Source organism: Rhizobium phaseoli (assembly GCF_010668805.1).
Classification (GTDB): domain Bacteria; phylum Pseudomonadota; class Alphaproteobacteria; order Rhizobiales; family Rhizobiaceae; genus Rhizobium; species Rhizobium phaseoli_A.
On sequence record NZ_WUFT01000001.1, the window covers coordinates 51196 to 75370 of the forward strand.

Annotated in this window: 22 protein-coding genes; 4 read left to right on the forward strand and 18 right to left on the reverse strand. The window is 62.7% G+C overall.

The genetic code is table 11. The features are described 5' to 3' along the window. Window positions 1-184: 184 nt before the first annotated feature. Complete coding sequence (locus GR197_RS00270) at window positions 185-2569, forward strand: bifunctional diguanylate cyclase/phosphodiesterase (RefSeq protein WP_164006057.1); 2385 nt, start codon at window positions 185-187, stop codon at window positions 2567-2569. Window positions 2570-2588: 19 nt separating this feature from the next. Here the strand turns inward: GR197_RS00270 and GR197_RS00275 are convergent, their stop codons facing one another. Next, the gene (locus GR197_RS00275) at window positions 2589-3005 is read right to left on the reverse strand and encodes a MarR family winged helix-turn-helix transcriptional regulator (RefSeq protein WP_164006058.1); all 417 of its coding nucleotides are present in this window, start codon (window positions 3003-3005) and stop codon (window positions 2589-2591) included. A gap of 509 nt (window positions 3006-3514) precedes the next feature. Between GR197_RS00275 and polA the strand changes: the two genes are divergently transcribed. Both polA and GR197_RS00285 read left to right on the forward strand, forming a co-directional pair. After that, complete coding sequence (gene polA / locus GR197_RS00280) at window positions 3515-6514, forward strand: DNA polymerase I (RefSeq protein WP_164006059.1); 3000 nt, start codon at window positions 3515-3517, stop codon at window positions 6512-6514. Window positions 6515-6780: 266 nt separating this feature from the next. Next, entirely contained in the window at window positions 6781-9123 is a 2343-nt protein-coding gene (locus tag GR197_RS00285) for a DNA translocase FtsK (protein ID WP_164006060.1), read from the forward strand. 16 nt (window positions 9124-9139) lie between these two features. Here the strand turns inward: GR197_RS00285 and GR197_RS00290 are convergent, their stop codons facing one another. The 15 genes from GR197_RS00290 to phnG all read right to left on the reverse strand — a co-directional run bounded on the left by GR197_RS00290 (window position 9140) and on the right by phnG (window position 21791). Continuing rightward, window positions 9140-9652 carry a GrpB family protein gene (locus tag GR197_RS00290; RefSeq protein ID WP_164006061.1) on the reverse strand — a complete coding sequence of 171 codons (513 nt, stop codon included), beginning with the start codon at window positions 9650-9652 and terminating at the stop codon, window positions 9140-9142. 18 nt (window positions 9653-9670) lie between these two features. Beyond that, window positions 9671-10267: a phosphonate metabolism protein/1,5-bisphosphokinase (PRPP-forming) PhnN gene (phnN, locus tag GR197_RS00295; RefSeq protein ID WP_164006062.1), complete on the reverse strand. Its 597-nt coding sequence runs from the start codon at window positions 10265-10267 to the stop codon at window positions 9671-9673. Continuing rightward, window positions 10264-11403: an alpha-D-ribose 1-methylphosphonate 5-triphosphate diphosphatase gene (locus GR197_RS00300; RefSeq protein ID WP_164006063.1), complete on the reverse strand. Its 1140-nt coding sequence runs from the start codon at window positions 11401-11403 to the stop codon at window positions 10264-10266. The genes phnN and GR197_RS00300 overlap by 4 nt, the downstream gene beginning before the upstream one ends. Before the next feature lie 13 nt (window positions 11404-11416). After that, window positions 11417-12112, reverse strand: a complete 696-nt coding sequence (locus GR197_RS00305; protein ID WP_164006064.1) for a DUF1045 domain-containing protein — start codon at window positions 12110-12112, stop codon at window positions 11417-11419. A gap of 140 nt (window positions 12113-12252) precedes the next feature. Then, window positions 12253-13596, reverse strand: coding sequence for a phosphonate ABC transporter, permease protein PhnE (gene phnE / locus GR197_RS00310; RefSeq protein WP_164006065.1), 1344 nt, complete (start codon window positions 13594-13596; stop codon window positions 12253-12255). Between the two features lie 7 nt (window positions 13597-13603). After that, the gene (gene phnE, locus GR197_RS00315) at window positions 13604-14563 is read right to left on the reverse strand and encodes a phosphonate ABC transporter, permease protein PhnE (protein ID WP_164006066.1); all 960 of its coding nucleotides are present in this window, start codon (window positions 14561-14563) and stop codon (window positions 13604-13606) included. A gap of 66 nt (window positions 14564-14629) precedes the next feature. Continuing rightward, window positions 14630-15535: a phosphonate ABC transporter substrate-binding protein gene (gene phnD, locus GR197_RS00320; RefSeq protein WP_007634127.1), complete on the reverse strand. Its 906-nt coding sequence runs from the start codon at window positions 15533-15535 to the stop codon at window positions 14630-14632. 87 nt (window positions 15536-15622) lie between these two features. After that, complete coding sequence (gene phnC, locus GR197_RS00325) at window positions 15623-16468, reverse strand: phosphonate ABC transporter ATP-binding protein (protein WP_204329996.1); 846 nt, start codon at window positions 16466-16468, stop codon at window positions 15623-15625. A gap of 128 nt (window positions 16469-16596) precedes the next feature. Beyond that, entirely contained in the window at window positions 16597-17214 is a 618-nt protein-coding gene (locus tag GR197_RS00330; protein ID WP_164006068.1) for a DapH/DapD/GlmU-related protein, read from the reverse strand. Beyond that, complete coding sequence (gene phnL, locus GR197_RS00335) at window positions 17211-17918, reverse strand: phosphonate C-P lyase system protein PhnL (protein WP_164006069.1); 708 nt, start codon at window positions 17916-17918, stop codon at window positions 17211-17213. The genes GR197_RS00330 and phnL overlap by 4 nt, the downstream gene beginning before the upstream one ends. Before the next feature lie 32 nt (window positions 17919-17950). Then, window positions 17951-18727: a phosphonate C-P lyase system protein PhnK gene (phnK, locus tag GR197_RS00340; RefSeq protein WP_164006070.1), complete on the reverse strand. Its 777-nt coding sequence runs from the start codon at window positions 18725-18727 to the stop codon at window positions 17951-17953. Next, entirely contained in the window at window positions 18724-19599 is an 876-nt protein-coding gene (locus GR197_RS00345; RefSeq protein ID WP_164006071.1) for an alpha-D-ribose 1-methylphosphonate 5-phosphate C-P-lyase PhnJ, read from the reverse strand. Before GR197_RS00345 ends, phnK begins: the two co-directional genes overlap by 4 nt. Then, window positions 19596-20702 carry a carbon-phosphorus lyase complex subunit PhnI gene (locus GR197_RS00350; RefSeq protein WP_164006072.1) on the reverse strand — a complete coding sequence of 369 codons (1107 nt, stop codon included), beginning with the start codon at window positions 20700-20702 and terminating at the stop codon, window positions 19596-19598. Before GR197_RS00350 ends, GR197_RS00345 begins: the two co-directional genes overlap by 4 nt. A gap of 4 nt (window positions 20703-20706) precedes the next feature. After that, entirely contained in the window at window positions 20707-21315 is a 609-nt protein-coding gene (gene phnH, locus GR197_RS00355; protein WP_164006073.1) for a phosphonate C-P lyase system protein PhnH, read from the reverse strand. After that, complete coding sequence (gene phnG, locus GR197_RS00360; RefSeq protein WP_164006074.1) at window positions 21315-21791, reverse strand: phosphonate C-P lyase system protein PhnG; 477 nt, start codon at window positions 21789-21791, stop codon at window positions 21315-21317. The genes phnH and phnG overlap by 1 nt, the downstream gene beginning before the upstream one ends. A gap of 111 nt (window positions 21792-21902) precedes the next feature. On the opposite strand from phnG, the gene phnF reads away from it, so the two are divergent. Then, on the forward strand, window positions 21903-22640 hold the full coding sequence (phnF, locus tag GR197_RS00365) for a phosphonate metabolism transcriptional regulator PhnF (protein ID WP_164006075.1): 738 nt from the start codon (window positions 21903-21905) through the stop codon (window positions 22638-22640). Between the two features lie 39 nt (window positions 22641-22679). Here phnF and GR197_RS00370 read toward each other — a convergent pair whose 3' ends face one another. Together GR197_RS00370 and dapB are read right to left on the reverse strand one after the other, a co-directional pair. Beyond that, window positions 22680-23315 (reverse strand): 2,3-bisphosphoglycerate-dependent phosphoglycerate mutase, encoded by a 636-nt coding sequence (locus GR197_RS00370; protein WP_164006076.1) that lies wholly within the window; start codon window positions 23313-23315, stop codon window positions 22680-22682. Window positions 23316-23336: 21 nt separating this feature from the next. After that, window positions 23337-24161 carry a 4-hydroxy-tetrahydrodipicolinate reductase gene (dapB, locus tag GR197_RS00375; RefSeq protein ID WP_164006077.1) on the reverse strand — a complete coding sequence of 275 codons (825 nt, stop codon included), beginning with the start codon at window positions 24159-24161 and terminating at the stop codon, window positions 23337-23339. Window positions 24162-24175: the final 14 nt, after the last annotated feature.

The following is a 24175-nucleotide window of genomic DNA, read 5'->3' on the forward strand; positions in this document are numbered from 1 at the left end:
CAAACCGGGAAAGCAGGCGAGGCGGAAAACGTAAAAATCAGGGGCGCACGCAAGCGTGCTGAAGTGACGGGGATCGGTCTTATGGAGGGCCGCCACACGATAATAAAGAAAGACCTAATTCAATTTACAGTTAATTAGCACAACCTAAATAGCATCGGCCAAAACCAGCTGTTCGGGGGCGCAGATGTTTTCGGTCATTGCATGTATTCGCGACAATCACGATTGGCGGCTGGTCGTGGTGGCCGCCGCGGTCTGCCTAGTTGGCGTCATGGCGGCGATGCTGCTGTATTCCCGTGCCCAGGACTGCGACGCCGGACGCCGCAAGCTCTGGATCGGCGCGTCGGGCTTTGCCTTCGGCACCGGCGTATGGGCAACGCACTTCATCGCGATGCTCGCTTATGACGGCGGCACGCCGATCAGCTACGCGCTCGACCCGACGCTGCTTTCCTTTCTCCTTTCGGTGGTCGGCTCATGGGTGGCGATCCTCGCCGCTTCGCAACGTGAGGCAAGATTTTCCTCCATCCGCGGCGGCGTTCTGATGGCGTTCGGCATCGCTTCCATGCATCTGACCGGCATGCAGGCGATCGAAGCGCAGGCGGTTATCCTCTACGATCCTCTGATGACACTGACGGCGGTCCTTGCCGGAATGCTTCTGTCGAGCGCCGCTTTCCATATCTTTTTCAGCCTGAAGGGGATGAGGCGTCTCCTCACCTCATCGCTGGTCTTCGTCCTCGCCATCTGCACTCTTCATTTCATTTCGATGGGCAGCATTACGCTCGTGCCGGACCCCGGCATGGAGGTTCCCACATCGGTTCTCGACACGAGGGTGCTTGCGGCGATCGTCGTGGTGGCGGCGACGGCTCTTATCCTGGTCGCACTTGCCGTGGTCTTCGTCCAAAGCCATCTGACGGATCTGCGCGGGCTTGCCAATGCCTCGCAGGAGGGGCTGCTGATCCTGCGCGAAGGCCGGATCATCGATGCCAACGAGCGGTTCCAGGCCCTATCAGGCTGGAAGCTTGCCGATCTCGCGGGCAAGGCGCCCTCGGATGTGCTGACGGTCGTTCAGGGACCCCGGGAGAACCGGCCGGGCGAGACACTGCTGAACAGCCGCACCGGTCGAGAGATTGCCGTAGAAGCGACCTCCAGCAAGATCGTTTATCGTGGCCGCAATTGCGAGGTGCTGGCGGTGCGCGATCTCACCGAGCGCAAGCAGGCCGAAGAGATGATCGAGCATCTCGCCCACCACGACGTGCTCACTGATCTGCCGAACAGGTCGCTGTTCGACACTCGCATCCGGCAGGCGCTGCAGGTGGCGGAACGAAAGAACACCGAGGTGGCGCTGTTCTGTCTCGACCTCGATCGATTCAAGGCCGTCAATGACATCTTCGGCCACGCTGAAGGCGACCGCATTCTCCGCAAGGTTGCCTCTATCCTGCGCCGGGTGGCCGGTGAGAGCGATACGATCGCCCGGCTCGGCGGCGACGAATTCGCTATCATCCAGTCTGCTGGGCAGCAGCCGGCGTCGGCGCAAAAGCTTGCGGCTGATATCATCGACGAATTCGCCGCCGAGATGGACACGGCCCGTGACCCCACAGCCGTCGGCGTCAGCCTCGGCATCGCACTCTATCCAAGAGATGGGAGCACGGCCGAAGAACTCTGCAACAATGCCGATACCGCACTCTACCGCGTCAAGCATGACGGTCGCGGCAGGGCCTGTTTCTTCGACGCGGAAATGGACGAAGCGGCGCGGAACCGCCGCCAGATCGAAAGCGACCTGCGCCACGCGATCATCCGCAACCAACTCCATGTCAACTATCAGCCGATCCTCAATGCGCGGAGCGGCGAGATCAGCGGCTACGAGGCCTTGATGCGCTGGCACCGGCCGGGCCACGGCATGACCGAGCCCGACATTTTCATCCCCGTCGCCGAGGAAAGCGGTTCGATCGTTCAGCTCGGCGAATGGATATTGCGGCAGGCCTGCATGGAGGCCGCGCGCTGGCCCCAGCCGCTGACGATTGCAGTCAATGTTTCACCGGTGCAGTTCATGCTGCCCAACCTGTGCGAGCGGATCGAGGCGGTGCTTGCCGAGACCGGGCTCGCACCCGATCGGCTGGAGCTCGAGATCACCGAGGCAGCCCTGATCCGCGATCGCGACCGGGTAATGGCAATGCTGCAGCGCCTGCGAAGGTTGGGGGTGCACATTGTCATGGACGATTTCGGCACCGGCTACTCTTCGCTTTCGAACCTGCGCTCGTTTCCTTTCGACAAGATCAAGGTCGACCGCAGCTTCACCGGGGTGCTGGAGCATGACGCGGCGGCGCGATCGATCGTGCGCGCTATCATCGGTCTCGGCCACAGCCTCGGCATGCCCGTCGTCACCGAGGGTGTGGAAACGGAGATGCAGCGCCAGATCGTCGTCGAGGAAGGTTGCGCACAGGTGCAGGGCCTGTTGCTCGGCAAACCGGATATCGAGCCGAGCTTGAAGCCAGCCGTTAGTAAGAGCGTTCGGACGGAGCAGGCGGGACCCGGCATGTCGCCGCGACGGCGCACACGCCTTGTCAGCGAATAATCTCAGCGAATAATCCCGGTCAGAGCGCCTTGGCGTTTTCCAGAAGCCGGCGGATATATTCAAGTGTCAGCTCGCGCTCGAAAACCCGAAAACCTTTAAACAGCGCAAGGTCGGCCTCACGCGCGGTCTCGATCGCCTCGGCCTCCATGGCGCTGGCCTTCGGCGTCAGGAACAGCAGTTGTGCCCGCTTGTCGGATGGATGCGGCCGGCGTTCGATCAACCCGTCGCGGACCATGCGCGAAAGCGTGTTGGCCATGGTCGCCTGCTCGATATCGACCCGCTCGAGAAGCTGTTTCTGGGTCAGCCCGTCTTCGGCCCAGAGTTCCAGCAGAATGGGGAACTGGCCCGGAGAAAAACCGAGCCCGACCGCGCGCTGGTGCAGCGAGCGGGCAAAACCCTTCGCCAGCTGGCTGGCAAGGTAGGCTCCCGAATCCATGCGGTTAAATCCCATGATTGCAAGTTAGGCTCAAAACCATGCCGGAGACAATGCAGCAAATCGCATGCGATGCTTCAAAATATGCAAGCCACGATAATAATTTCGAGTGCCTGGGAAAAACAAAAGTCGCCATGGCCTGGAGGTTGGCCATGGCGACCTTAAAGTGGGGACAAAGGCCCGGAGAGGGGGATAAGGCCTTTGTCCAAGCCTGACGCGGCGGGGGACAAGCCGGTAATCAGACCCGCGGCGCGATCAAGCGCCGGTGACATGAATTTGTGCCTGTGAATGTGGTTTTTCAAGGGAGGGCGACCGTTACAAATCGGTAACAGTTTGGTGAGCGGAATCTCCGCTGCGCAATTCCGCAATTCGGAATGCGGTTTAAGGAAAAAATTACGCATCCATTCAAAGTGGTGCAGCGTCCTTTGCGCCTCTGAATAGACGTGCGTAACCCTTTTCGCGCGCCGAACTTTTTATGGACCTCGTCCCGTGCCCGCGCTATCCATGCACCCATGAAAAAAGGCGATCACCTCTTCCTAATCGATGGTTCCGGATTCATCTTCCGGGCGTTTCATGCACTGCCACCGCTGACCCGCAAGACCGATGGCCTGCCGATCGGCGCTGTTTCCGGTTTTTGCAACATGCTGTGGAAGTTGTTGAGGGATGCGCGCAACACCGATGTCGGCGTGACGCCGACACACCTTGCCGTCATCTTCGATTATTCCGCCAAGACGTTTCGCAAGGATCTCTACGATGCCTATAAGGCGAACCGTTCCGCCCCGCCGGAGGAGCTCATCCCGCAATTCGGCCTGATCCGCCAGGCGACCCGCGCCTTCAACCTGCCCTGCATCGAGACCGAAGGTTTTGAGGCCGACGACATCATCGCCACCTATGCCCGCCAGGCTGAGGCATCCGGCGCCGATGTCACCATCGTCTCCTCCGACAAGGACCTGATGCAGCTCGTCAGTCCCAATGTCCATATGTATGACAGCATGAAGGACAAGCAGATCGGCATTCCCGACGTCATCGAGAAATGGGGCGTGCCGCCGGAAAAGATGATCGACCTGCAGGCGATGACCGGTGATTCCGTCGACAACGTTCCCGGCATTCCCGGCATCGGCCCGAAAACCGCCGCCCAGCTTCTTGAGGAATACGGCGATCTCGACACGCTGCTCGAACGCGCCACCGAGATCAAGCAGGTCAAGCGCCGCGAGACCATCCTTGCCAATATCGATATGGCGAGGCTCTCGCGCGACCTCGTGCGGCTGCGCACCGATGTGCCGCTCGATCTCGATCTCGACGCGTTGGTGCTGGAGCCGCAGAACGGCCCGAAGCTGATCGGCTTCCTCAAAACGATGGAATTCACGACGCTGACGCGCCGCGTCGCCGAAGTCTGCGATTGCGATGCCAACGCCATCGAACCGGCGATCGTCAGCGTCGAATGGGGTAAATCCGCCCACGGCCCCGATCTCGATGCGGCCGAGCCGGCCCCCGTTGCCGGCGGTATCCCCGAAGTCTCGGGTGACGCGGTGCCGGTGCCGGCCCGTGCGAAGGCGAAGTCCGCCGTCGAAGGCGCCTTTTCGCCCGCCGATCTTGCCAAGGCGCGGGCCGACGCCTTTGCGACGCTGCCCTTCGATCATTCGGCCTATGTGACGATCCGCGATCTGGCGACGCTCGACCGGTGGATCGCCGATGCGCGCGATACCGGCCTTGTCGCTTTCGATACCGAGACCACGTCGCTCGATGCGATGCAGGCCGAGCTTGTCGGCTTTTCGCTGGCGATCGCCGACAATGTGGCCGATCCCACCGGCACCAAGATCCGCGCCGCCTATGTGCCGCTCACCCACAAGAACGGCGTCGGCGATCTGCTCGGTGGCGGCCTTGTCGAAAACCAGGTCGCCATGCGCGATGCCTTGCCGCGGCTGAAGGCATTGCTGGAGGACGTGGCGGTTCTCAAGGTCGCCCAGAACCTGAAATACGACTATCTGCTATTGAAGCGCTACGGCATCGAAACCAGGAGTTTCGACGACACGATGCTGATCTCCTACGTGCTCGACGCCGGCACCGGCGCCCATGGCATGGACCCGCTCTCGGAAAAATTCCTCGGTCATACGCCGATCCCCTACAAGGACGTCGCCGGCAGCGGCAAAGCGAACGTCACCTTCGATCTCGTCGATATCGACCGCGCCACCCATTATGCCGCCGAAGATGCCGATGTGACGCTGCGCCTCTGGCTGGTGCTGAAGCCGCGGCTGGCGGCGGCAGGACTGACCAGCGTCTATGAACGGCTGGAACGGCCGCTGCTGCCGGTGCTGGCGCGCATGGAAGCGCGCGGCATCACCGTCGACCGGCAGATCCTCTCGCGCCTCTCCGGCGAACTGGCCCAGGGTGCGGCGCGGCTGGAAGACGAGATCTATGTGTTGGCCGGCGAGCGGTTCAATATCGGCTCGCCGAAGCAGCTCGGCGATATTCTGTTCGGCAAAATGGGTCTTGCCGGCGGGAGCAAGACCAAAACCGGGCAATGGTCGACCTCCGCATCGGTGCTCGAGGATCTGGCTGCCGCCGGTTTCGAGCTGCCGCGCAAGATCGTCGACTGGCGCCAGGTCACCAAGCTGAAATCCACCTATACCGACGCGCTCCCGGGCTATGTCCATGCGGAAACCAAACGGGTCCACACCTCCTATTCGCTGGCATCGACGACGACGGGGCGCCTGTCTTCCTCCGAGCCGAACCTGCAGAACATTCCGGTGCGCACCGCCGAAGGCCGCAAGATCCGCACCGCTTTCATCTCGACACCCGGCCACAAGCTGATTTCTGCCGACTACAGCCAGATCGAACTGCGCGTGCTTGCCCATGTGGCTGAGATCCCGCAGCTGACCAAGGCCTTCGAGGATGGCGTCGACATCCACGCCATGACCGCGTCGGAAATGTTCGGCGTGCCGGTCGAGGGCATGCCGGGCGAGGTGCGTCGCCGCGCCAAGGCGATCAATTTCGGCATCATCTACGGCATCTCGGCCTTCGGGCTTGCCAACCAGCTATCGATCGAGCGTTCGGAAGCCGGCGACTACATCAAGAAGTATTTCGAACGTTTCCCGGGCATCCGCGACTATATGGAAAGCCGAAAGGCCATGGCGCGCGACAAGGGTTATGTCGAAACGATCTTCGGGCGGCGAATCAACTATCCGGAAATCCGCTCTTCCAACCCGTCGGTACGCGCCTTCAACGAGCGTGCGGCGATCAACGCGCCGATCCAGGGCTCGGCTGCCGACGTCATCCGCCGGGCGATGATCAAGATGGAGCCGGCGCTTGTTGAAGTCGGCCTTGGCGATCGCGTCCGCATGCTGCTGCAGGTGCATGACGAACTCATCTTCGAAGTCGAGGACGAGGATGTCGAGAAGGCCATGCCGGTTATCGTCTCGGTCATGGAAAACGCCACCATGCCGGCGCTCGAAATGCGCGTGCCGCTGAGGGTCGATGCACGTGCTGCCAGCAATTGGGACGAGGCGCATTGATCCATGTCGCTCAAACTGTGCGTCTTGGGTAAGCGAATGCAGAAAACGACGGCCTGATAGGCGGCGCATCATCAGAGTCGATGCGCCGCATTCGGGTCCTCTCAGAAAATTGGCAAAGATTTTTCCGGTTAACTCAACTCACTGAAATCGCAACGATTTAGCGACGGGAGCCGTATCGGAACGATACGGCGGGAAGGAACTTATTAACCTTCCTTTTCTATCCCGGTAGGGTCGTAATTTGTTAGGCATGAGTGAGTAGCGGACGCATGCGTTTTCCCAGAACCAATTTGACGGACGCCGGGGACTTTTCCAGCGAGATTGAAACCGAGCTTCCGGAGGTAAATCCCGGTGAAAAGCCGGCGGCACCGATCTGGCAGAGCAATTTTTCCCTCGCGCCGAACGTCCGTTTTACCCGCACGCCGGAAACGCTGATCAGCAAGCGGCGGGCGCCGAATGAGCTTGTTCGCGATGATTCGCAGATTGGACAGCAGGCGATACGCATCGAGCCGGTCGCCGTCGACGTACCGTTCGATGTCTATCTGCCCGAGCCCTACGAACTTTCCACACCGCAGGTGATCGAACTGCAACCGTCACCCTTGCCCGAAGTGCCCGCCGCGCCTGCCTTCCGTGCCAGTGCCGAGCTTTCTTCCATTTCGGATTTCGCCTTCTGGGAAGTCATGGCCTTCGAAGAAGGCGAGCCGGTTCGCGCGCCTGCCTCGATCTCGTTCCCGAAGGTCGAGACTGCGCCCGAATCGATCACCTCGCTGTTCCGCATCATGGAATGGCGCCCCGGCCGGCCGGCCCCCGCGCCCGTCGCCTCCCGCCCGGTTCAGCCGGCCGCCGCGGTTTCCGCAAAGCTCGCCGTCCGCCCTCCGGCCGCAATATCCCTGGAACGGCCTCGGCGCATTACGGTCGAGGCACCGGTCGTACCTTCCCCTCAGGCTGCGTCAGCCCCCCAGATTGCGCCAGCGCCTCAGATCGCGTTGGCCCCTGAGGCTGCGCCGGCACCCCGTTCTACACCGCCCGTCGCTGCGGTCCTGCCCTCGCCGCGTCGTGTGACAAGACCCGAAAAAATCGACGCCTCAGGCTATGAATTCCCGCCGCGCGCGCTCCTGCAGGAGCCGCCAGAACGCCTCGGCGAGATCATGTCGCAGGAGACGCTGGAGCAGAATGCCGGGCTTCTGGAAAGTGTGCTTGAAGATTTCGGCATCAAGGGCGAGATCATCCACGTCCGTCCCGGTCCGGTCGTCACCCTCTATGAATTCGAGCCGGCGCCAGGCGTGAAATCGTCGCGTGTCATCGGCCTTGCCGATGATATCGCCCGCTCGATGTCGGCGCTCTCGGCCCGTGTCGCCGTCGTGCCCGGCCGCAACGTCATCGGCATCGAATTGCCGAACGTCACTCGCGAAACCGTCTATTTCCGCGAGATGATCGAGAGCCAGGATTTCGAGAAGAGCGGCTACAAGCTGGCGCTCGGTCTCGGCAAGACCATCGGCGGCGAGCCGGTTATTGCCGAGCTTGCCAAGATGCCGCATCTGCTCGTCGCCGGCACCACTGGCTCCGGCAAGTCGGTCGCCATCAACACGATGATCCTGTCGCTGCTCTACCGCCTGACGCCGGAACAGTGCCGGCTGATCATGGTCGACCCGAAGATGCTCGAGCTTTCCGTCTATGACGGTATCCCGCATCTGTTGACGCCCGTCGTCACCGATCCGAAGAAGGCGGTGATGGCGATGAAATGGGCCGTGCGCGAAATGGAGGAGCGTTATCGCAAGATGTCGCGCCTCGGCGTCCGCAATATCGACGGATATAACGAGCGCGTGGCCCAGGCCCGCGACAAAGGCGAGACGATCCATGTCATGGTCCAGGTCGGCTTCGACAAGGGCACCGGCGTCCCGATCGAGGAAAGCCAGGCACTCGACCTGACGCCGATGCCCTATATCGTCGTCATCGTCGATGAAATGGCCGACCTGATGATGGTCGCCGGCAAGGAGATCGAAGGTGCGATCCAGCGCCTCGCCCAGATGGCCCGCGCCGCCGGCATCCATCTGATCATGGCGACGCAGCGCCCATCGGTCGACGTCATTACCGGCACGATCAAGGCGAACTTCCCGACCCGCATCTCCTTCCAGGTGACCTCGAAGATCGACAGCCGCACCATTCTCGGTGAACAGGGCGCCGAACAGCTGCTCGGCCAGGGCGACATGCTGCATATGCAGGGCGGCGGCCGGATTTCCCGCGTCCACGGTCCCTTCGTCTCTGACGTCGAGGTCGAAAAGGTCGTTGCCCATCTGAAAACCCAGGGCCGCCCCGAATATCTCGACACGGTCACCGCTGACGAGGAGGAAGAGACCGAAGAGGAAGAAGCCGGCGCCGTCTTCGACAAGAGCGCCATGGCCTCCGAGGATGGCAACGAACTCTACGAACAGGCGGTCAAGGTCGTCATGCGCGACAAGAAGTGCTCGACCTCCTACATCCAGCGCCGCCTCGGCATCGGCTATAACAGAGCCGCCTCACTGGTGGAACGCATGGAAAAGGAAGGCCTAGTCGGCCCGGCCAACCACGTCGGCAAGCGCGAGATCGTCTCGGGACGGGGTGACGGCGATTGATCGGGCGCGGAGTGCGCTACGCACTCCGATACAGCTCCTCCGCCAATCGGAGCGTCTCGTTGATGAATGCGGTCTTTCCGCCAGTGTAGAAGTCCCAATCGCGGTCTGCCTCCGCAGCCAGGCGGCGTTTTAGATGGGCATAGGCTTTGGCCCTTTCGGCGTGGTCGCGGAGATAGTCGCGAAACAGGATGCGGTCGCGATGGGCGCGATTGTCGGGGCCGCAGAGATAGAGCTTGAACCCGTAACCGTCACGATCCCGGGTGAAGGCCCATCGTTTCTCTCCAGCATCGCCGTGGAAGACGAAATCGGCAGCGCGCACCGCGTCGATCGCCGACGGCAGAACGTCGTCGGAGATCACGACGACATCGACGTCGATCTTCGGCTTCGCCGCCAGACCGGGCACCGACGTACTGCCGATATTATCGATGGACAGCACGAGATCGCCGAGCAGGATGGTGATCTCGGCGCCGATGTCGGCAAACAGCAGCGGCCAGGAAGGATCGTAGTCGACCACTTTGATGGCGCGCATGCTTCCTTCCGATCTCGGTCAGTGAATCTCGGCGAGCAGCCCGTCGAGGATCGTGACCATCTTCTGCTTCGCCTCTTCGAGCGAGCCGCTATTGTCGAGATCCGCCACGTCGTAGTCGCCGCGCACCGTCAGCGGCCCGCGGGCAAGCCTGGCCATGATATCCTCATGCGTCTCGCGCCCGCGCGCCTCCAGCCGGCTGGCGAGCACTTCCGGGCGAGCGGTGACGTTGATCACCTTGAGCCGCGGGAAAGCCGCCTGGAAACGGTGCAGCGCCGAGCGCGAGCCGTTGGCGACGACGACATGGCCGCGCGACAATGCCACCGAGACCTCGGCCGGAATACCGTACTTCAAGCCATGCGCCTCCCACCAGACGGCGAAGGAGCCCGACTGCTCCATCGCGGCAAACCCTTCGAGGGAGACGGAAAGATGGTCTTCGCCGCCGGCATCGCGGTGGCGGGTGATGACGCGGCGGGTGAAATGAACGTCGGCGCGGCCGGCGAAATGCCGCGCGGCGAGGTTCATCAGCGTGTCCTTGCCGGCGCCGCTCGGCCCGACGACGACGACCATGATGCCACGCTCGGCTCCGGCTCCTGGATGGGGTTCGTGCGGGCTCATGCGACACGGCGTCCCTGGCGCCAGACGGAGCGTGTCACCGGCACGCCATGCGAACGGTGGACGCGGACGAGATCGGCGCGCAGCCCGGTGGCGATCCGGCCGCGATCGTCGAGGCTGACGGTGCGGGCGGGCGTTGATGTCACCATGGCGATCGCCTTCGGCAGGGTAATGCTCTCGACCTCATCGGCGAGGATGAAGGGCGCATGCAGCAGGCTGAGCGGCACGTAATCGGAGGACAGCACGTCGAGCACGCCCATCTCGGCAAGGTCACGGGCGGCGATATTGCCGGAATGGGACTTGCCGCGCACGATGTTCGGCGCGCCCATCAACACGCTCATGCCGTGTTCGTGCGAGGCGCGGGCGGCGTCGACGCTGGTCGGGAATTCGGCAAGCCGCACGCCGTTGTCGATCGCTTCGCCGACATGGGAGAGCGTCGCATCGTCATGGCTTGCCACCGTGATGCCGCGCTCGGCGCAGACCTTGGCGATGGCGTTGCGATGCGGCGTCGAGTTGCGCGCCGATTCCGCCTGGCGCTTGGCGACGAAACGCGCGAAGACCTCGTCGCTTAAACCCCGCTTCTTCTGATAGTAGAAGATATATTGATCCATCGTCTGGAATTGACGCTGGCCGGGGGCATGATCCATCAGCGAGACGAGCCGCACATGCCGATCGTTTTCGAAATCGGCGAAATGTTCGAGCACATTGTCGGCCGAGACCTCGCAGCGCAGGTGGATCAGATGCTCGGCGCGCAACCGGCCTTCCTTCTCCGCCGACTGGATGGCATCGGCCATCTCGCGCATCTCGCCATGTTCGAAGCCGCCGTCCTCGTCCGCGCCCATGCGCAGGCAGTCGAACACCGTCGTGATGCCTGAAGTGACGATCTGGGCGTCATGCGCCTGAATTGCGGCGGTCTGGTTCCAGCGAATGCCGGGACGCGGCTGATAATGGCCTTCAAGATGATCGGTATGCAACTCCACGAGGCCGGGAATGACGTAGTCGCCCTCGAAATCTTCGCCGGCTACCGAGTTACCTTCGGAAATGTCGGCGATCTTGCCGTCGCGAATGAGAATCGATCCAGAGAGGATGTCATCTTCAAGAACGATGCGGGCGTTGGAAAACACGGTCTCTTTGCTCATCTCGTCTGGTCTTTCAGCTTTTGGCGCCGGCAAGCGGCAGCCAGGAATGAACTTTGAACGGGGCGCCGCGCGTTTCCTCAATGAAGACGGCAAGGCCGGAAATGGGCAGCGGCCGGCCGGTGAAATCGGCAAAACGCTCGGTCAGGATCGCTTTCATCACCGCGGCGCGTGTCTCGGGCACCTGGCCGGTGAGTGTCATGTGGAAGCCGAAATCCTCCATCACATAGGGATAACCCCAGCGCTGCAGATGGGTGCGCTGGCTGTCGCTGAGCTTCTCCGGGTTGCGCCGCGCCATATCGGCTTCGGAAAGCGCTGCGCGGAACGGTTCGAAGGACCTTACCACCTTCGCGGCGAAATCCTGAAGGGGTTGATGAAGAGAACCGGGAACGAGGGCAAAAAAGCGGCCGAGCTGTCCGAGCACGAGGTCGGGAATCTCGAAAGCTTCAGTGCGCGCGGCAAAATCCTCAGCAACGGCCATGAGATCCTTCTCGGTGACCGAGCCTGCGAGCGAAAACGGTGCCTTGATCGTCGCGTGAAAGCCGTAGCGGCGCGGGTCGGCGGTCAGCTCGAACTGCTCTGCCGCGCCGAGCTGCGCATCATCAGGCGCAGGATAGGTCTCGCCGGTGAACGCATCGCGGCCGAGCCAGAGCGAGGCGGCGCCGGTCAAGGGAGCGTCCTTCGGCGGCGAGAAATAGAGAGCGTAGCGCAAGGCTTTTATCCTGGGGATCGTCGAAACGGGGAGCGCAATGTGCAGTGATTTGGCGGCAAACCGCAAGCAGGTTCCCGGCTAAAAGATTTCCGTGACAGAATGATGATGGCGGCAACGCCACCGCCTTTCGAGCCGATATATCAGTGGGTCTTCGTGCCCATCAGCTGGTGGCGCAACGCGTTCGAGGCGGCGTCGAAAATGAACACGACGATCAGGATCAGGATGACCATGTAGGCGACATTTTCCCAGTTGGCGTTGGTGCGCATGGCCTCCCATAATTTGAGGCCGATGCCGCCCGCGCCGACCGCGCCGATAATCGTCGCGCCTCGCACGTTCGATTCCCATTGGTAGAGCGTCTGGCTGACGATGACCGGAACGATCTGCGGCATAATGCCGTAACGATGAACGAGCACGCTCTGGGCGCCGGTCGATTTGATGCCTTCGCGCGGCTTGTTGTCGATATTCTCCAGCCCTTCGGAATAGAGCTTGCCGAGCGTGCCGGTCTCGGTAAGGAAGATCGCGCCGCTGCCGGCAAGCGGGCCGGGGCCGAAGGCACGCGTCAGGAATAGCGCCCAGATCAGCATGTCGACCGAGCGCAGGAAATCAAAGAAGCGTTTCAGGATCTGATTGAGCAGCCGGTTCGGCGTGATGTTGCGCGCCGCCAGGAAGGCCAGCGGGAAGGCGGTGAGCGAGCCGAGCAGCGTTCCGAGGAATGCCATGACAATCGTCTGGAAAAGCTTGGTCCAGACGTCCCCGTGCTGCCATTCGCTGTTATTCCAGATGTCGTCGAAGGCGAGCGACAGGTTGGACTGGTCGGGCTTGATGCGCGGGCCGGAGACGATCAGGCTGATGACCTCGCCGACCGGCTTGTCGAAAAAGGACGATTGCGTGTCCAAGATGAAATTCGCCCAGCCGATGAAACGCTTGCGGATCTTCACCCGGTCGACTGAGATGCTGACATCGCCGGCAAAGCCGAGATCGGCAAGCACGTTGTCGTCATAGACGGTCATCCAGTGGGGTACCGGCCCGACCACCTTAGGCGCACCGCTCGAAACCTCGACGGGAACGCTGATGCCATGCGCGGTGACGATCGTCTCGCTCTTCGAGACGGTGACGGTGCGGCTGGTGCCGCTGATCGAAACCGCGATGCTGCCATCGGGATTGTTGACCAGCCAGTCCGGATGCGGATTGTCGCCGAGTGGCGAGAAGCGCGGATACCGCACCTCGATCGAGCCGTCATCCCCGATACGGAATTCCGGCTGAACGTCGTAGCTCACCCATTGGCTGAGATAGATGCCGACGCGCTCCCAATGGGCTTCGGCGAAAAGCTTGGGCAGGTCGAAGAACCAGACGGCATAGAGGCTGTAGAGCAGCGTCGCGATCAGGATCATCAGCCCGCCGAAACGCTGGCGGAACGACCGGTGGAAAAATTCCGGATAGCGCGCTTCGATTTCGTTCATACGGTTTGCGTCGATCACCGTCATGGCGGCCTCAATGTTGCAGAAGGAAGGCGTGCTCGCCGACGAGGCGGCGGCGCAGCCATGCCGAGAATTGGTCGACGGCGACGATCGTCACGAACAGCAGCAGAACGAGCGCCATCGTCTTGGCGCCGAAGCCGCGCGAGATCGAAAGCTTCAACTCCTCGCCGATGCCGCCGCCGCCGACGGCGCCGATGATGGTCGAGGCGCGCACGTTGATCTCGAGGCGTAAGAGCGCATAGGAGGTGAAATTCGGCAGCACTTGCGGCAGAGCGGCGAAGCGCACGCGCTCCCACCAGTTGGCGCCGACGGCTTTCATGCCCTCATCGGGCTTCATGTCGATATTCTCGGCCACTTCGTAGAAGAGTTTACCGAGCGCGCCGATCGTGTGCAGGGTGATGGCGATGATGGCAGCCACTGGCCCGATCGACAGGATCGCGGAAAACAGGCCGGCGATGACGATCTCGGGGAAGGCGCGCAAAAATTCCATCAGGCGCTTGGCGAAGATGCGCAGCGGCCATGAACTCGTCAGGTTGCGGGCGGCAAAGAAGCTCAAGGGCACGGCAAAGACGAAGGCGACGATCGTCGAGATCAGCGCCACGTTGATGGTGACGATCATCAGCTCGAAATATTCGGGAATGTAGAAAGCGCCCCAGACGTAGACGCGGCCCTTGTCGAAATTGAATTCCTCGCCGCCCTTGTCGTTGACGCTCGCAATGTCGAACAGCGCGCGCCAGACATCGTTCCAGTCCTTGGGAATGAGCCAGCTCAAAAAGTCGAAAAGATGCGGCAGGCGGTCGAAGAAATGGCCGGCATTGCTCTCGTCGGCGAAGCGGACGGAACTGACGAAGGCCGCAATCAGGATAACCAGGCCAAGGATAGTGTAGAAGCGGCGCCTGGAGACCATCCGCTCCCAGGCGGTGCCGATCTCCTTTGCACTCTGCATATGCGGCTGTGTATCGGCAACAGTCATGGACGCCTCGCCCGGTCAAAGATAAAGGGCGGCCGTTTCCGGCCGCCCTCGCATTCAAAAAGCCGATCAGCCGCCGATGGCAGCTTTGCGGACTTCGACGACGGCATTGTAGAAGTCGTGCTTGACCGGGGCGTAACCCTTGTAGTCGCCGCCTTCGATAGCGGCGAAGCACTTGTGATCCTTTTCCGGCAGAGCCGTGAAGAAGGCGGCCAGCTTCGTCTGCCAGTCCTGGCCGAGGGCGTTGCGAACGACGAGCGGGCCGTTCGGGATCAGCGGCGAACGCCAGACTTCAACCAGCTTGTTCGGATCGACGGCGCCCTTGTCGACTTCCTTGCGGAAGGTGCCGGAGGTGTAGCCGTCCTTGAATTCGCCGATGCCCGAGCTATCGTCGACGGCGACGTCGACCTTGCCGTCATAGGCTGCAAGCAGGTTGTTCTCGTGGCCGCCGTTGAACTGCGTCGAGGCGAAGAACTTGTCGTTCGGCATGCCCGTGTCCTTGGGGATCTGCGTCAGCGGAACGAGGTAGCCGGAAGTGGAATCCGGATCGGCGTAACCGAGCTTCTTGCCCTTGGCGTCCTTGATGTTCTTGATGCCGGAGGACTTGAGCGCGAGACCGACCGAGTAGTAACCCGTCGAGCCGTCCTTCTGCTGCGTCGTCAGGATCGGCGTAACAGCTTTCTCGTCCTTGATGTAGATGGCTGCGTAGCCGGAAGCGCCGAGTTCGGCGAAGTCGAGCGTGCCGCCGAGCAGGCCCTGGATGACGCCGTCATAATCGGCGGCCGGGAACAGCGACACCTTCTCGAAGCCGAATTCCTGCTTCAGGTGGTCGGCAAGGCAGGCATAGTTGCGCAGGCGGTCGGTTTCGTTTTCGCCGCCGAGGATGCCGATGCGGAATTCCTTGAGATCTGCCGCATGGGCAGCGCCGGCGAGCGCAAAGAGCGCCGTTGCCGCAAAGAGTGCTTTCTTCAACATGTGGTCTCTCCTATTGACCGGTGCCCCCGGTCTTCCGTTACGAAGAAGTGTGCCCTTGACGCGGGCGCTCGATCGCGGCCGTCTCGCTCAGAGACCGGCCAGCGCCAGCGGTTGGATGCCGGCGGATTGATTGTCTGCCCGCTCGGGAGCGATATGGATCGATGTCGAGGTCATCGTTTCGTCGATGCCGGCGCCATCCTTGTCCGTCCCGTAGATTGCCTTCACCGCCTCGGCGGTCAGTTCCGATCCCTTGCCGTCGAAGACGACGCGGCCGCCGGCCATGCCGACGATGCGCTCACAATAGTTGCGGGCGGTATCGAGCGTGTGAAGGTTGGTGATGACGGTGATGCCCTCGCGCTCGTTGATATCGCGCAGCGCATCCATGACGATCTTGGCATTCAGCGGGTCGAGCGAGGCGATCGGCTCGTCGGCGAGAACCATCTTCGGGTTCTGCATCAGCGCCCGTGCAATTGCTACGCGCTGCTGCTGGCCGCCGGAAAGCGTGCCGGATGCCTGCAGCGCCGTCTGCTCGATGCCGAGGCGTTCGAGCGCTGCGATGGCATGCACACGTTCCTCGCGGCTGAAGATGTTGAGCAGGCTCAGAAGCGTCGAGCGGTGATTGAGGCGGCCGAGCATGACATTGGTGAGTACGTCGAGGCGCGGCACCAGGTTGAACTGCTGGAAGATCATCGCGCAATCGCGCTGCCAGTTGCGCAGCGCCCGGCCGCGAAGCCCGGAGACCTCGACGCCGGCGAAATGAATCGAGCCGGAACTCGGCTCCTGCAGCCGGTTGATCATGCGCAGCAGCGTCGACTTGCCGGCGCCGGAGCGGCCGATGATGCCGACCATCTGGCCCTGAGGAATGTCGAGCGTGACGGAATCGACGGCGAGCTTTTTTCCGAAACGACGTGTGACATTCTTCAGCTCGAACATCATGCTTTCCCTTTGCACTCAAGGCCGTGGTCAGCATCGCATTAGTCCCGCTTGATGAAGCTCGAATGTCATATTTGTGTAAGTTCTGTCACATATCTCCGCGCTTGTTCCGCATCTATATCGCAGGTTTAGCCGCCGTAGCGGGCCAGGAAATCTTCCGCGCTCAGGTTGCGGAAATCCTGCAGCGCCAGGCGCAGCCGGTCGTGTTCCCAATCCCACCAGGAAAGCCCGTCCATGCGTTCGCCGACCTCTTTTGGAAAACGCTCGCGGATGAGTTTGGCCGGCACGCCGCCGACGATCGCATAGGGAGCGACGTCCTTCGACACCACCGCGCCAGCGCCGATCACCGCGCCATTGCCGACGGTGACGCCGGGCAGGATGGTCGCCCCATGGCCGATCCAGACGTCGTTGCCGATCGTCACCCGGTTTGCCCGCCGCCAGGCGAAGAAGTCCGTTTCCATGTCGCCGTCCGGCCAGTAGTCGGCGGCGCGATAGGTGAAATGATGCAGCGTCGCCCGCCAGGTCGGATGGTTGGTGGCGTTGATGCGCACGGCAGCGGCGATATTGACGAACTTGCCGATCGTCGCACACCAGACGGAGCCATCCTGCATGATGTAGGAATAGTCGCCGAACGCGGCCTCGCTGATGCGGCAGCGTTCGGAGACCTCCGTATAGCGCCCAAAGGTGGAATCGCTGACGGATGCCGTCTCATGGACATAGGGCTCGATGCCAAGCTTGCGGCTCATGCGGCGATCTTTCCAGGTGAGAACAGCTGGACGTCGAGGATGCGGTCGGCGACCGCCTCGCGGACTTCCTCGTCGTGGAAAATGCCGAGAAGGGCGACACCCGCCTTCTTCTTCTCCTCGATCATGCCGACGACGACGGCACGGTTCCTGGCGTCGAGCGAGGCTGTGGGTTCGTCGAGAAGCAGGATCGTGTGTTCGGTGATGAAGCCGCGGGCGATGTTAACGCGCTGCTGTTCGCCGCCGGAGAAGGTGGCGGGCGGCAGCTGCCAGAGCGCTTCCGGCAGGTTGAGCCTGGCAAGCAGGGCGCCCGCCTTTTCCCGTGCCGCGACGGCGTCTTCGCCGCGCGCCACAAGCGGTTCGGCAACCACGTCGACCGCCGCGACGCGCGGCACGGTGCGCAGGAACTGGCTGACATAGCCGAGCGTATGGCGGCGCACATTGAGCACGGTGCGCGGATCGGCGGCGGCGAGATCGACGATACGCCCGTCGTGGCGGATCAGGATCTGACCAGTGTCGACGGCATAATTGCCGTAGATCATCTTGAGCAGCGAACTCTTGCCGACGCCCGAGGGGCCGCCGAGCACGACGCATTCGCCTGAGGCGACCGAGAAGGCGACATTGGAGACGACGGGCAGCCGGATGCCGTCGCGCAGGTGCATGGTGAAGCTTTTCGAGACTTCGGAAACGACGAGGGGCGTTGGCATGTTATCTTCTTTTCTGGTTTCGGACCGTACGCTCAGACTTGCAGGATCGAGGAGACGAGCAGCTGCGTGTAGGGTTCGCGCGGGTCGTCGAGCACCCGGTCGGTGAGCCCGTGTTCGATGACGTGGCCGTCCTTCATCACCATCATCCGGTGTGAGAGCAGGCGGGCGACGGCGAGATCGTGGGTGACGATGATCGCCGACAGGCCGAGATCGTTGACGAGGCCGCGCACCAGATCGAGCAGGCGTGCCTGCACCGAGACGTCGAGACCGCCTGTCGGTTCGTCCATGAAGACCAGGCGTGGGCCGGTGACGAGGTTGCGGGCAATCTGCAGGCGCTGGCGCATGCCGCCGGAAAAGGCGCGCGGCTGGTCGTCGATGCGGTCGGCGTCGATTTCGACGCGCTCGAGCCAGTCGATCGCCGAAGCACGGATCTTGCCATAATGCCGATCGCCGATCGCCATCAGCCGTTCGCCGACATTGGCGCCGGCCGACACCGACATGCGCAGGCCATCGGCCGGGTTCTGATGCACGAAGCCCCAGTCGGTGCGCATCAGGAAACGCCGCTCGGCCTCGTTCATGCGGTAGAGATCGCGGTAGCTGCCGTGGCGCATGTGATATTCGACGCTGCCTGTGCTCGGCAGCAGCCGGGTGGAGAGGCAGTTGAGCAGCGTCGTCTTGCCGGAGCCAGACTCGCCGACGATGGCGAGCACTTCGCCCGGCCAGAGCTCGAAGGAGACGTCGCGGCAGCCGATGCGGTTGCCGTAGAATTTCGAAACGTCGTGGACTTTGAGAAGCGGAATATCGCTCATTCTGCAGCCTCCCGGGCCAGCATTTCGCCGGCATGCCCGTGGGCGCGGCGGTCTTCGCAATGATCGGTGTCGGAGCAGACGAACATGCGCCCGCCCTTGTCGTCGAGAACCACCTCGTCGAGATAGACATCCTCGGCGCCGCAAAGGGCGCAAGGCTTGTCGAAGCGCTGGATATCGAAGGGATAGTCCTCGAAATCCAGGCTGACGACGTCGGTATAGGGCGGAACCGCATAGATGCGCTTCTCGCGTCCGGCGCCGAAGAGCTGCAGCGCGTCCGACATGTGCATCTTCGGATTGTCGAATTTCGGCGTCGGCGACGGGTCCATGACGTAACGGCCGTGCACCTTCACCGGATAGGCATAGGTCTTGGAGATGCGGCCATTATGGGCGATGTCCTCGTAGAGCTTCACATGCATCAGGCCGTATTCTTCGAGAGCATGCATCTTGCGGGTTTCGGTCTCGCGCGGCTCGAGGAAGCGCAGCGGCTCGGGGATCGGCACCTGGTAGACCAGCACCTGGCCGACCCTGAGCTTCTCTTCGGGAATGCGGTGGCGCGTTTGGATGATCGTCGCATCGCCGGTATGCGTCGTCACCGCGACATTGGCGACCTTCTGGAAGAAGGCCCGGATGGAAACGGCGTTGGTCGTGTCGTCGGCACCCTGGTCGATGACCTTCAGCACGTCGTCGGGTCCGATGATCGAGGCCGTCACCTGCACGCCGCCGGTGCCCCAGCCGTAGGGCATCGGCATTTCGCGCGAAGCGAAAGGCACCTGGTAGCCGGGAATGGCGATCGCCTTCAGAATGGCGCGGCGGATCATCCGCTTGGTCTGTTCGTCGAGATAGGCGAAGTTGTAGCTGGCCAGATCGCTCATTCGGCGGCCTCCTTCATGTCTTCGCCGCTGCTGCGGGCGGCCTCGAATTCGCGGCGCATGCGGCGGACGAGATCGAGTTCGGCCTGGAAGTCCACGTAATGCGGAAGCTTCAGGTGCTCGACGAAGCCGGTCGCCTGGACGTTGTCGGCATGCGAGATGACGAATTCCTCGTCCTGTGCCGGGGCGGAGATATCCTCGCCGAGCTCTTCGGCGCGCAATGCGCGATCCACCAGCGACATTGCCATCGCCTTGCGCTCGCTCTGGCCGAAGACCAGACCGTAACCGCGGGTGAATTGCGGCGGCGCCTTGGCCGAACCCTTGAACTGATTGACCATCTGGCACTCGGTGACCTGGATCGTGCCGAGCGAGACCGCGAAGCCGAGTTCCGGCACGTCGAATTCCACCTCGACCTCGCCGATGCGGATCTCGCCGGTGAAGGGGTGGTTGCGGCCATAGCCGCGCTGGGTGGAATAACCGAGCGCCAGCAGAAAACCTTCGTCGCCGCGGGCAAGCGCCTGCAGGCGCAGATCGCGGGTCATCGGGAATTCCATCGGCTCGCGGGTCAGGTCGCCGATTTCGTGATCCTCAGGCATGTCGCCGTCGGCCTCGATCAGGCCTTCCTCGCCGAGGATTTCGGAGACCCGCATGACGGGGCCGGTTTCGGCGGCGCGCTGCGTGGGCGCCTCGACCGTTTCGTCCTCAAGCAGCGAAGGATCGAGCAGGCGATGGGTATAATCGAAGGTGGGCCCCAGAAGCTGGCCGCCCGGCAGATCCTTGTAGGTCGCCGAGATGCGGCGTTCGATCGTCATATCAGCCGTGTCGAGCGGCCTGGAATAGCCAAAACGCGGCAGCGTCGTGCGGTAGGCACGCAGCAGGAAGATCGCCTCGATCATGTCGCCGCGCGACTGGCGGACGGCAAGCGCTGCGAGCGTGCGGTCGAAAAGCGAGGCCTCGGCCATGACTCGGTCGACGGCGAGCGCCAGCTGCGCCACGATCTGTTCGATACCGATCGCCGGCAGCGAACGGTCGCCGCGGCGGCGGTCGGCCAGCAGGCGGTGGGCATTGGCGATGGCGGCCTCGCCACCCTTGACGGCAACATACATGAGCTCAGATCTCCGTTGCTGTGATCTTGGTGGTGCGCGGCAGGCAGAGAAAACGTGTCGCCGACGTCAGCACGATGTCGATGCCGCGCGGAAAGAGCGCGCGGTTCTCGGTCCAGAGCCGCAGGAAGGTCTCCGGCAGGCCGACAGGCGCGATTTCCGCCACGCTCTGGATGCCGGGACCCATCAGCGCCAGCCTGCGTCCACCCTCGAGTTCGGCGAGTTCAATGACGAGCGTCGTCGAGCGGTCGGGATATTCCTGCGTGCCTGCGGCGAAGAGGCCGAAGGGGCAAAGCGGGATGCCCGCTTCCGTGAAGGCGAAGCGTGCCTCGGCCTTTTCACCGGTCAGCGGCGCGCCGGTGTGGAAGCCGAGCCACTCCGGCACGGCCGATTTCGCCAGCCCCTGGGACAGCCAGACAGGCGTGTCGTGGTCACAAAGCGTCAGCGCGATGGCGCCGGCGGCAATGCCGAACGGCACAGGCGGCGCGACATCGGGCCGCACGGTCTGGATCGTGCCGGGGCGGGCCATGCCGTCCATCAGCATTTTGAAGACGCTCTGGGCGTGGAAGACCGGGTCGGCAAAGCCGCCGGTGAGGGCTTCTGTCTTCAGTCCCATCAGTTGTCTCCCCTGACCATGGTGAAGAAATCGACGCGGGTCGCTGCCGTCTCGTCCGCCTTGCGGCGTTCGGCAGCGGCGATCCGCTCAGTGATCGGCAAAAGCAGTGCCTGTTCGACGAAATCCTTCGTTGCTTCCTCCTGCCAGAGCGCGTCGAAAATCGCCGCAAGCCGGGCCTTCTCGCGATCGGTGCCGAGCGCCTGCGCATGGCCGATCGAGCCGGAGCCGAGCCGGACAGTGGCCCGCGTCACTGTGACTTCGCCAAGATTGAAGGGAGCGCCGCCGCCGCCGATGCGGCCGCGGACCATCACCAACCCGGTCTCCGGTCCGCGCACCGGATGTGCCGCGGGCTTTTCCGGCAACTCGTTCCAGACCGCCGAAAGTTCGCTCAGTTGCGCGCGCGCCAGCAGATCGGCGGCGCGTTTGCGCCCGGATGCTGTCTGTGGCGCAGCGTCTGTCCTGTCCGCTGATATCATTGTCGCTTTCCTCAAATGTCTATTGATATAGACAACCATACAAGATATACCTACGCTTAAATCGATGTCGTGACAAGCGTGTGACATCGGACGTGGGAATTGGGGGGCGCAATGGCGGGATTGAAGCAGGTGCAAAGGCAGACCGGCGTGGCGCTCTGGCGCCAGATCGCCGATCGGATCCGCGAAGCGATCGGCAGCGGAGCCTATGACGAAACGGGAATGGTGCCGCCGGAAACGGTCCTGGCGCTGCAATTCGGCGTCAACCGGCATACGGTGCGCAGCGCTTTGGCCGCCTTGGCGCAGGAAGGCATCGTCCGTGCGGTACAAGGTCGCGGCACGCTGATCGAACGCAAGGAGCGGCTGAATTTCCCGATTACCCGGCGCACGCGGTTCACCGCCGGCATCGGCGATCAGGCGCGCGAGACACGCGCCCTTCTGCTCGACGAGGTGAAGGAAGAGGCCAGCGCCGATGTCGCCCGCTGGCTGAAACTCAAGCCAGGGGAAGAGGTGATTCGGCTGGAAACACTGCGCCATGCCGACAGGCGGCCGGTTTCAAAGGCGACGAGCTGGTTTCCTGCCGGGCGTTTCGCCGGGATCGGCGCGGCCTACCGCAAGCACGAATCGATCACCAAGGCTTTCGCCGAACTCGGCCTGTCGGACTATGTCCGGGCAACGACCGAGGTGACGGCCGCTCATGCGAACACGGCCGATCTGGCCGATCTGGAACTCACCCCCGGCGCGATCCTGCTGATCGCCAAGGCGATGAACACTGATCTGGACGGCGTGCCGGTGCAATATTCGATCAGCCGGTTTGCGGCCGATCGGGTGCAGTTCACCATCGAGAATTGAGAACAGCCTTCCCTGTCGGAACAGGGAAGGCTGTTGCATTCAGTGCGCGCCGGACATATCGCCGAGCACTTCCTTCGACGCGACGGTGGAATCCGCCTTCAGCTTGTAGACCATGGGAACGCCGGTCGCGAGATTGAGGGCAAGCACGCCTTCTTTGCTCAGCTTGTCGAGTACCATCACCAGCGAGCGCAGCGAATTGCCATGTGCGGCAACCAGCACCTTCTCGCCGTTGAGCACGCGCGGCAGGATTTCGGTGAGGTAGTAGGGCCAGACGCGGGCGCCGGTGTCGCGCAGGCTCTCGCCGCCCGGAGGCGGCACGTCGTAGGAACGGCGCCAGATATGCACCTGTTCCTCGCCCCATTTGGCGCGGGCATCGTCCTTGTTGAGGCCGGAAAGATCGCCGTAGTCGCGCTCGTTCAGCGCCTGGTCGCGGATCGTCGGCAGATCGGGCTGGCCGACCTTGTCGAGGATGAGCTTCAGCGTGTGCTGCGCGCGCACCAGCACCGAGGTGTAGGCGACGTCGAATTTGATCCCGTATTCGGCGAGCGCCTTGCCGCCGGCATTGGCTTCCTCGATGCCGAGCGCCGTCAGATCGGGATCCTTCCAGCCGGTGAAGAGATTCTTCAGGTTCCAGTCACTCTGGCCGTGGCGAACGAGGACGAGGGTACCGCTCATGAATATGCCTCCGAGATGTCGTTATTGGGAAGAAAGCCCGAGCACGTCGAGCATGGAATAGAGACCCGGCTTCTTGTCGCGCGCCCAGAGCGCGGCCTTGATGGCGCCGCGCGCAAAGATCGACCGGTCGGCAGCGCTGTGCGACAGGGTGACGATCTCGCCTTCGCCGGCAAAAAGCACCGAATGCTCACCGATGACGGAGCCGCCGCGCAGCGTCGCAAAACCGATCGTGCCGGCTTGCCGGGCGCCGGTATGACCGTCGCGCACCCGCACCGATTTCGCAGCCAGATCGATACCGCGCCCCTTGGCCGCGGCCTCGCCGAGGAGGAGGGCGGTGCCGGAAGGTGCGTCCACCTTGTGCTTATGGTGCATTTCCAGGATTTCGATATCCCAGTCCTCAGGCTCGAGCGCGCGGGCGGCCTGCTCGGCGAGCACGCTGAGCAGATTGACCCCGAGGCTCATATTGCCTGACTTGACGATACGGGCATGGCGGGCCGCAGCAGTGATCTTGGCATCGTCGTCGCCCGAACAGCCTGTGGTGCCGACGACATGGACGATGCGGGCCTGAGCGGCCAGCCCCGAAAACTCCACTGTTGCGGCAGGCGAGGTGAAGTCGAGTACGCCTTCGGCCTCCAGAAAAGCATTGAGCGGATCGTCGCCGATGATGACACCGGTCGGGCCGAGACCGGCGATCTCGCCGGCATCCTTGCCGATAAAGGGCGAACCGCTGCGCTCGACCGCGGCATGGAGTGTGGCGCCCTCGATGGAATGGATGAGCCGGATCAGCGTCTGCCCCATGCGCCCGGCTGCGCCAACCACCACCAGTTTCATCGCAGCATCGCTCATTTCAGGCTCACCAG

Coding starts and splice junctions, on each gene's coding strand:
- phnG (WP_164006074.1), bottom strand. CDS start 21,791: ATGATATCAGCGGACAGGACAGACGCTGCGCCACAGACAGCATCCGGG.
- phnC (WP_204329996.1), bottom strand. CDS start 16,468: ATGTTCGAGCTGAAGAATGTCACACGTCGTTTCGGAAAAAAGCTCGCC.
- phnD (WP_007634127.1), bottom strand. CDS start 15,535: ATGTTGAAGAAAGCACTCTTTGCGGCAACGGCGCTCTTTGCGCTCGCC.
- phnK (WP_164006070.1), bottom strand. CDS start 18,727: ATGAGCGATATTCCGCTTCTCAAAGTCCACGACGTTTCGAAATTCTAC.
- GR197_RS00290 (WP_164006061.1), bottom strand. CDS start 9,652: ATGCGCGCCATCAAAGTGGTCGACTACGATCCTTCCTGGCCGCTGCTG.
- GR197_RS00370 (WP_164006076.1), bottom strand. CDS start 23,315: ATGAGCGGTACCCTCGTCCTCGTTCGCCACGGCCAGAGTGACTGGAAC.
- GR197_RS00330 (WP_164006068.1), bottom strand. CDS start 17,214: ATGAGCCGCAAGCTTGGCATCGAGCCCTATGTCCATGAGACGGCATCC.
- GR197_RS00285 (WP_164006060.1), top strand. CDS start 6,781: ATGCGTTTTCCCAGAACCAATTTGACGGACGCCGGGGACTTTTCCAGC.
- GR197_RS00350 (WP_164006072.1), bottom strand. CDS start 20,702: ATGTATGTTGCCGTCAAGGGTGGCGAGGCCGCCATCGCCAATGCCCAC.
- phnL (WP_164006069.1), bottom strand. CDS start 17,918: ATGCCAACGCCCCTCGTCGTTTCCGAAGTCTCGAAAAGCTTCACCATG.
- dapB (WP_164006077.1), bottom strand. CDS start 24,161: ATGAGCGATGCTGCGATGAAACTGGTGGTGGTTGGCGCAGCCGGGCGC.
- GR197_RS00300 (WP_164006063.1), bottom strand. CDS start 11,403: ATGAGCAAAGAGACCGTGTTTTCCAACGCCCGCATCGTTCTTGAAGAT.
- phnF (WP_164006075.1), top strand. CDS start 21,903: ATGGCGGGATTGAAGCAGGTGCAAAGGCAGACCGGCGTGGCGCTCTGG.
- GR197_RS00275 (WP_164006058.1), bottom strand. CDS start 3,005: ATGGATTCGGGAGCCTACCTTGCCAGCCAGCTGGCGAAGGGTTTTGCC.
- GR197_RS00345 (WP_164006071.1), bottom strand. CDS start 19,599: ATGAGCGATCTGGCCAGCTACAACTTCGCCTATCTCGACGAACAGACC.
- phnN (WP_164006062.1), bottom strand. CDS start 10,267: ATGAGCCCGCACGAACCCCATCCAGGAGCCGGAGCCGAGCGTGGCATC.
- phnE (WP_164006065.1), bottom strand. CDS start 13,596: ATGACGGTGATCGACGCAAACCGTATGAACGAAATCGAAGCGCGCTAT.
- polA (WP_164006059.1), top strand. CDS start 3,515: ATGAAAAAAGGCGATCACCTCTTCCTAATCGATGGTTCCGGATTCATC.
- phnH (WP_164006073.1), bottom strand. CDS start 21,315: ATGGGACTGAAGACAGAAGCCCTCACCGGCGGCTTTGCCGACCCGGTC.
- phnE (WP_164006066.1), bottom strand. CDS start 14,563: ATGACTGTTGCCGATACACAGCCGCATATGCAGAGTGCAAAGGAGATC.
- GR197_RS00270 (WP_164006057.1), top strand. CDS start 185: ATGTTTTCGGTCATTGCATGTATTCGCGACAATCACGATTGGCGGCTG.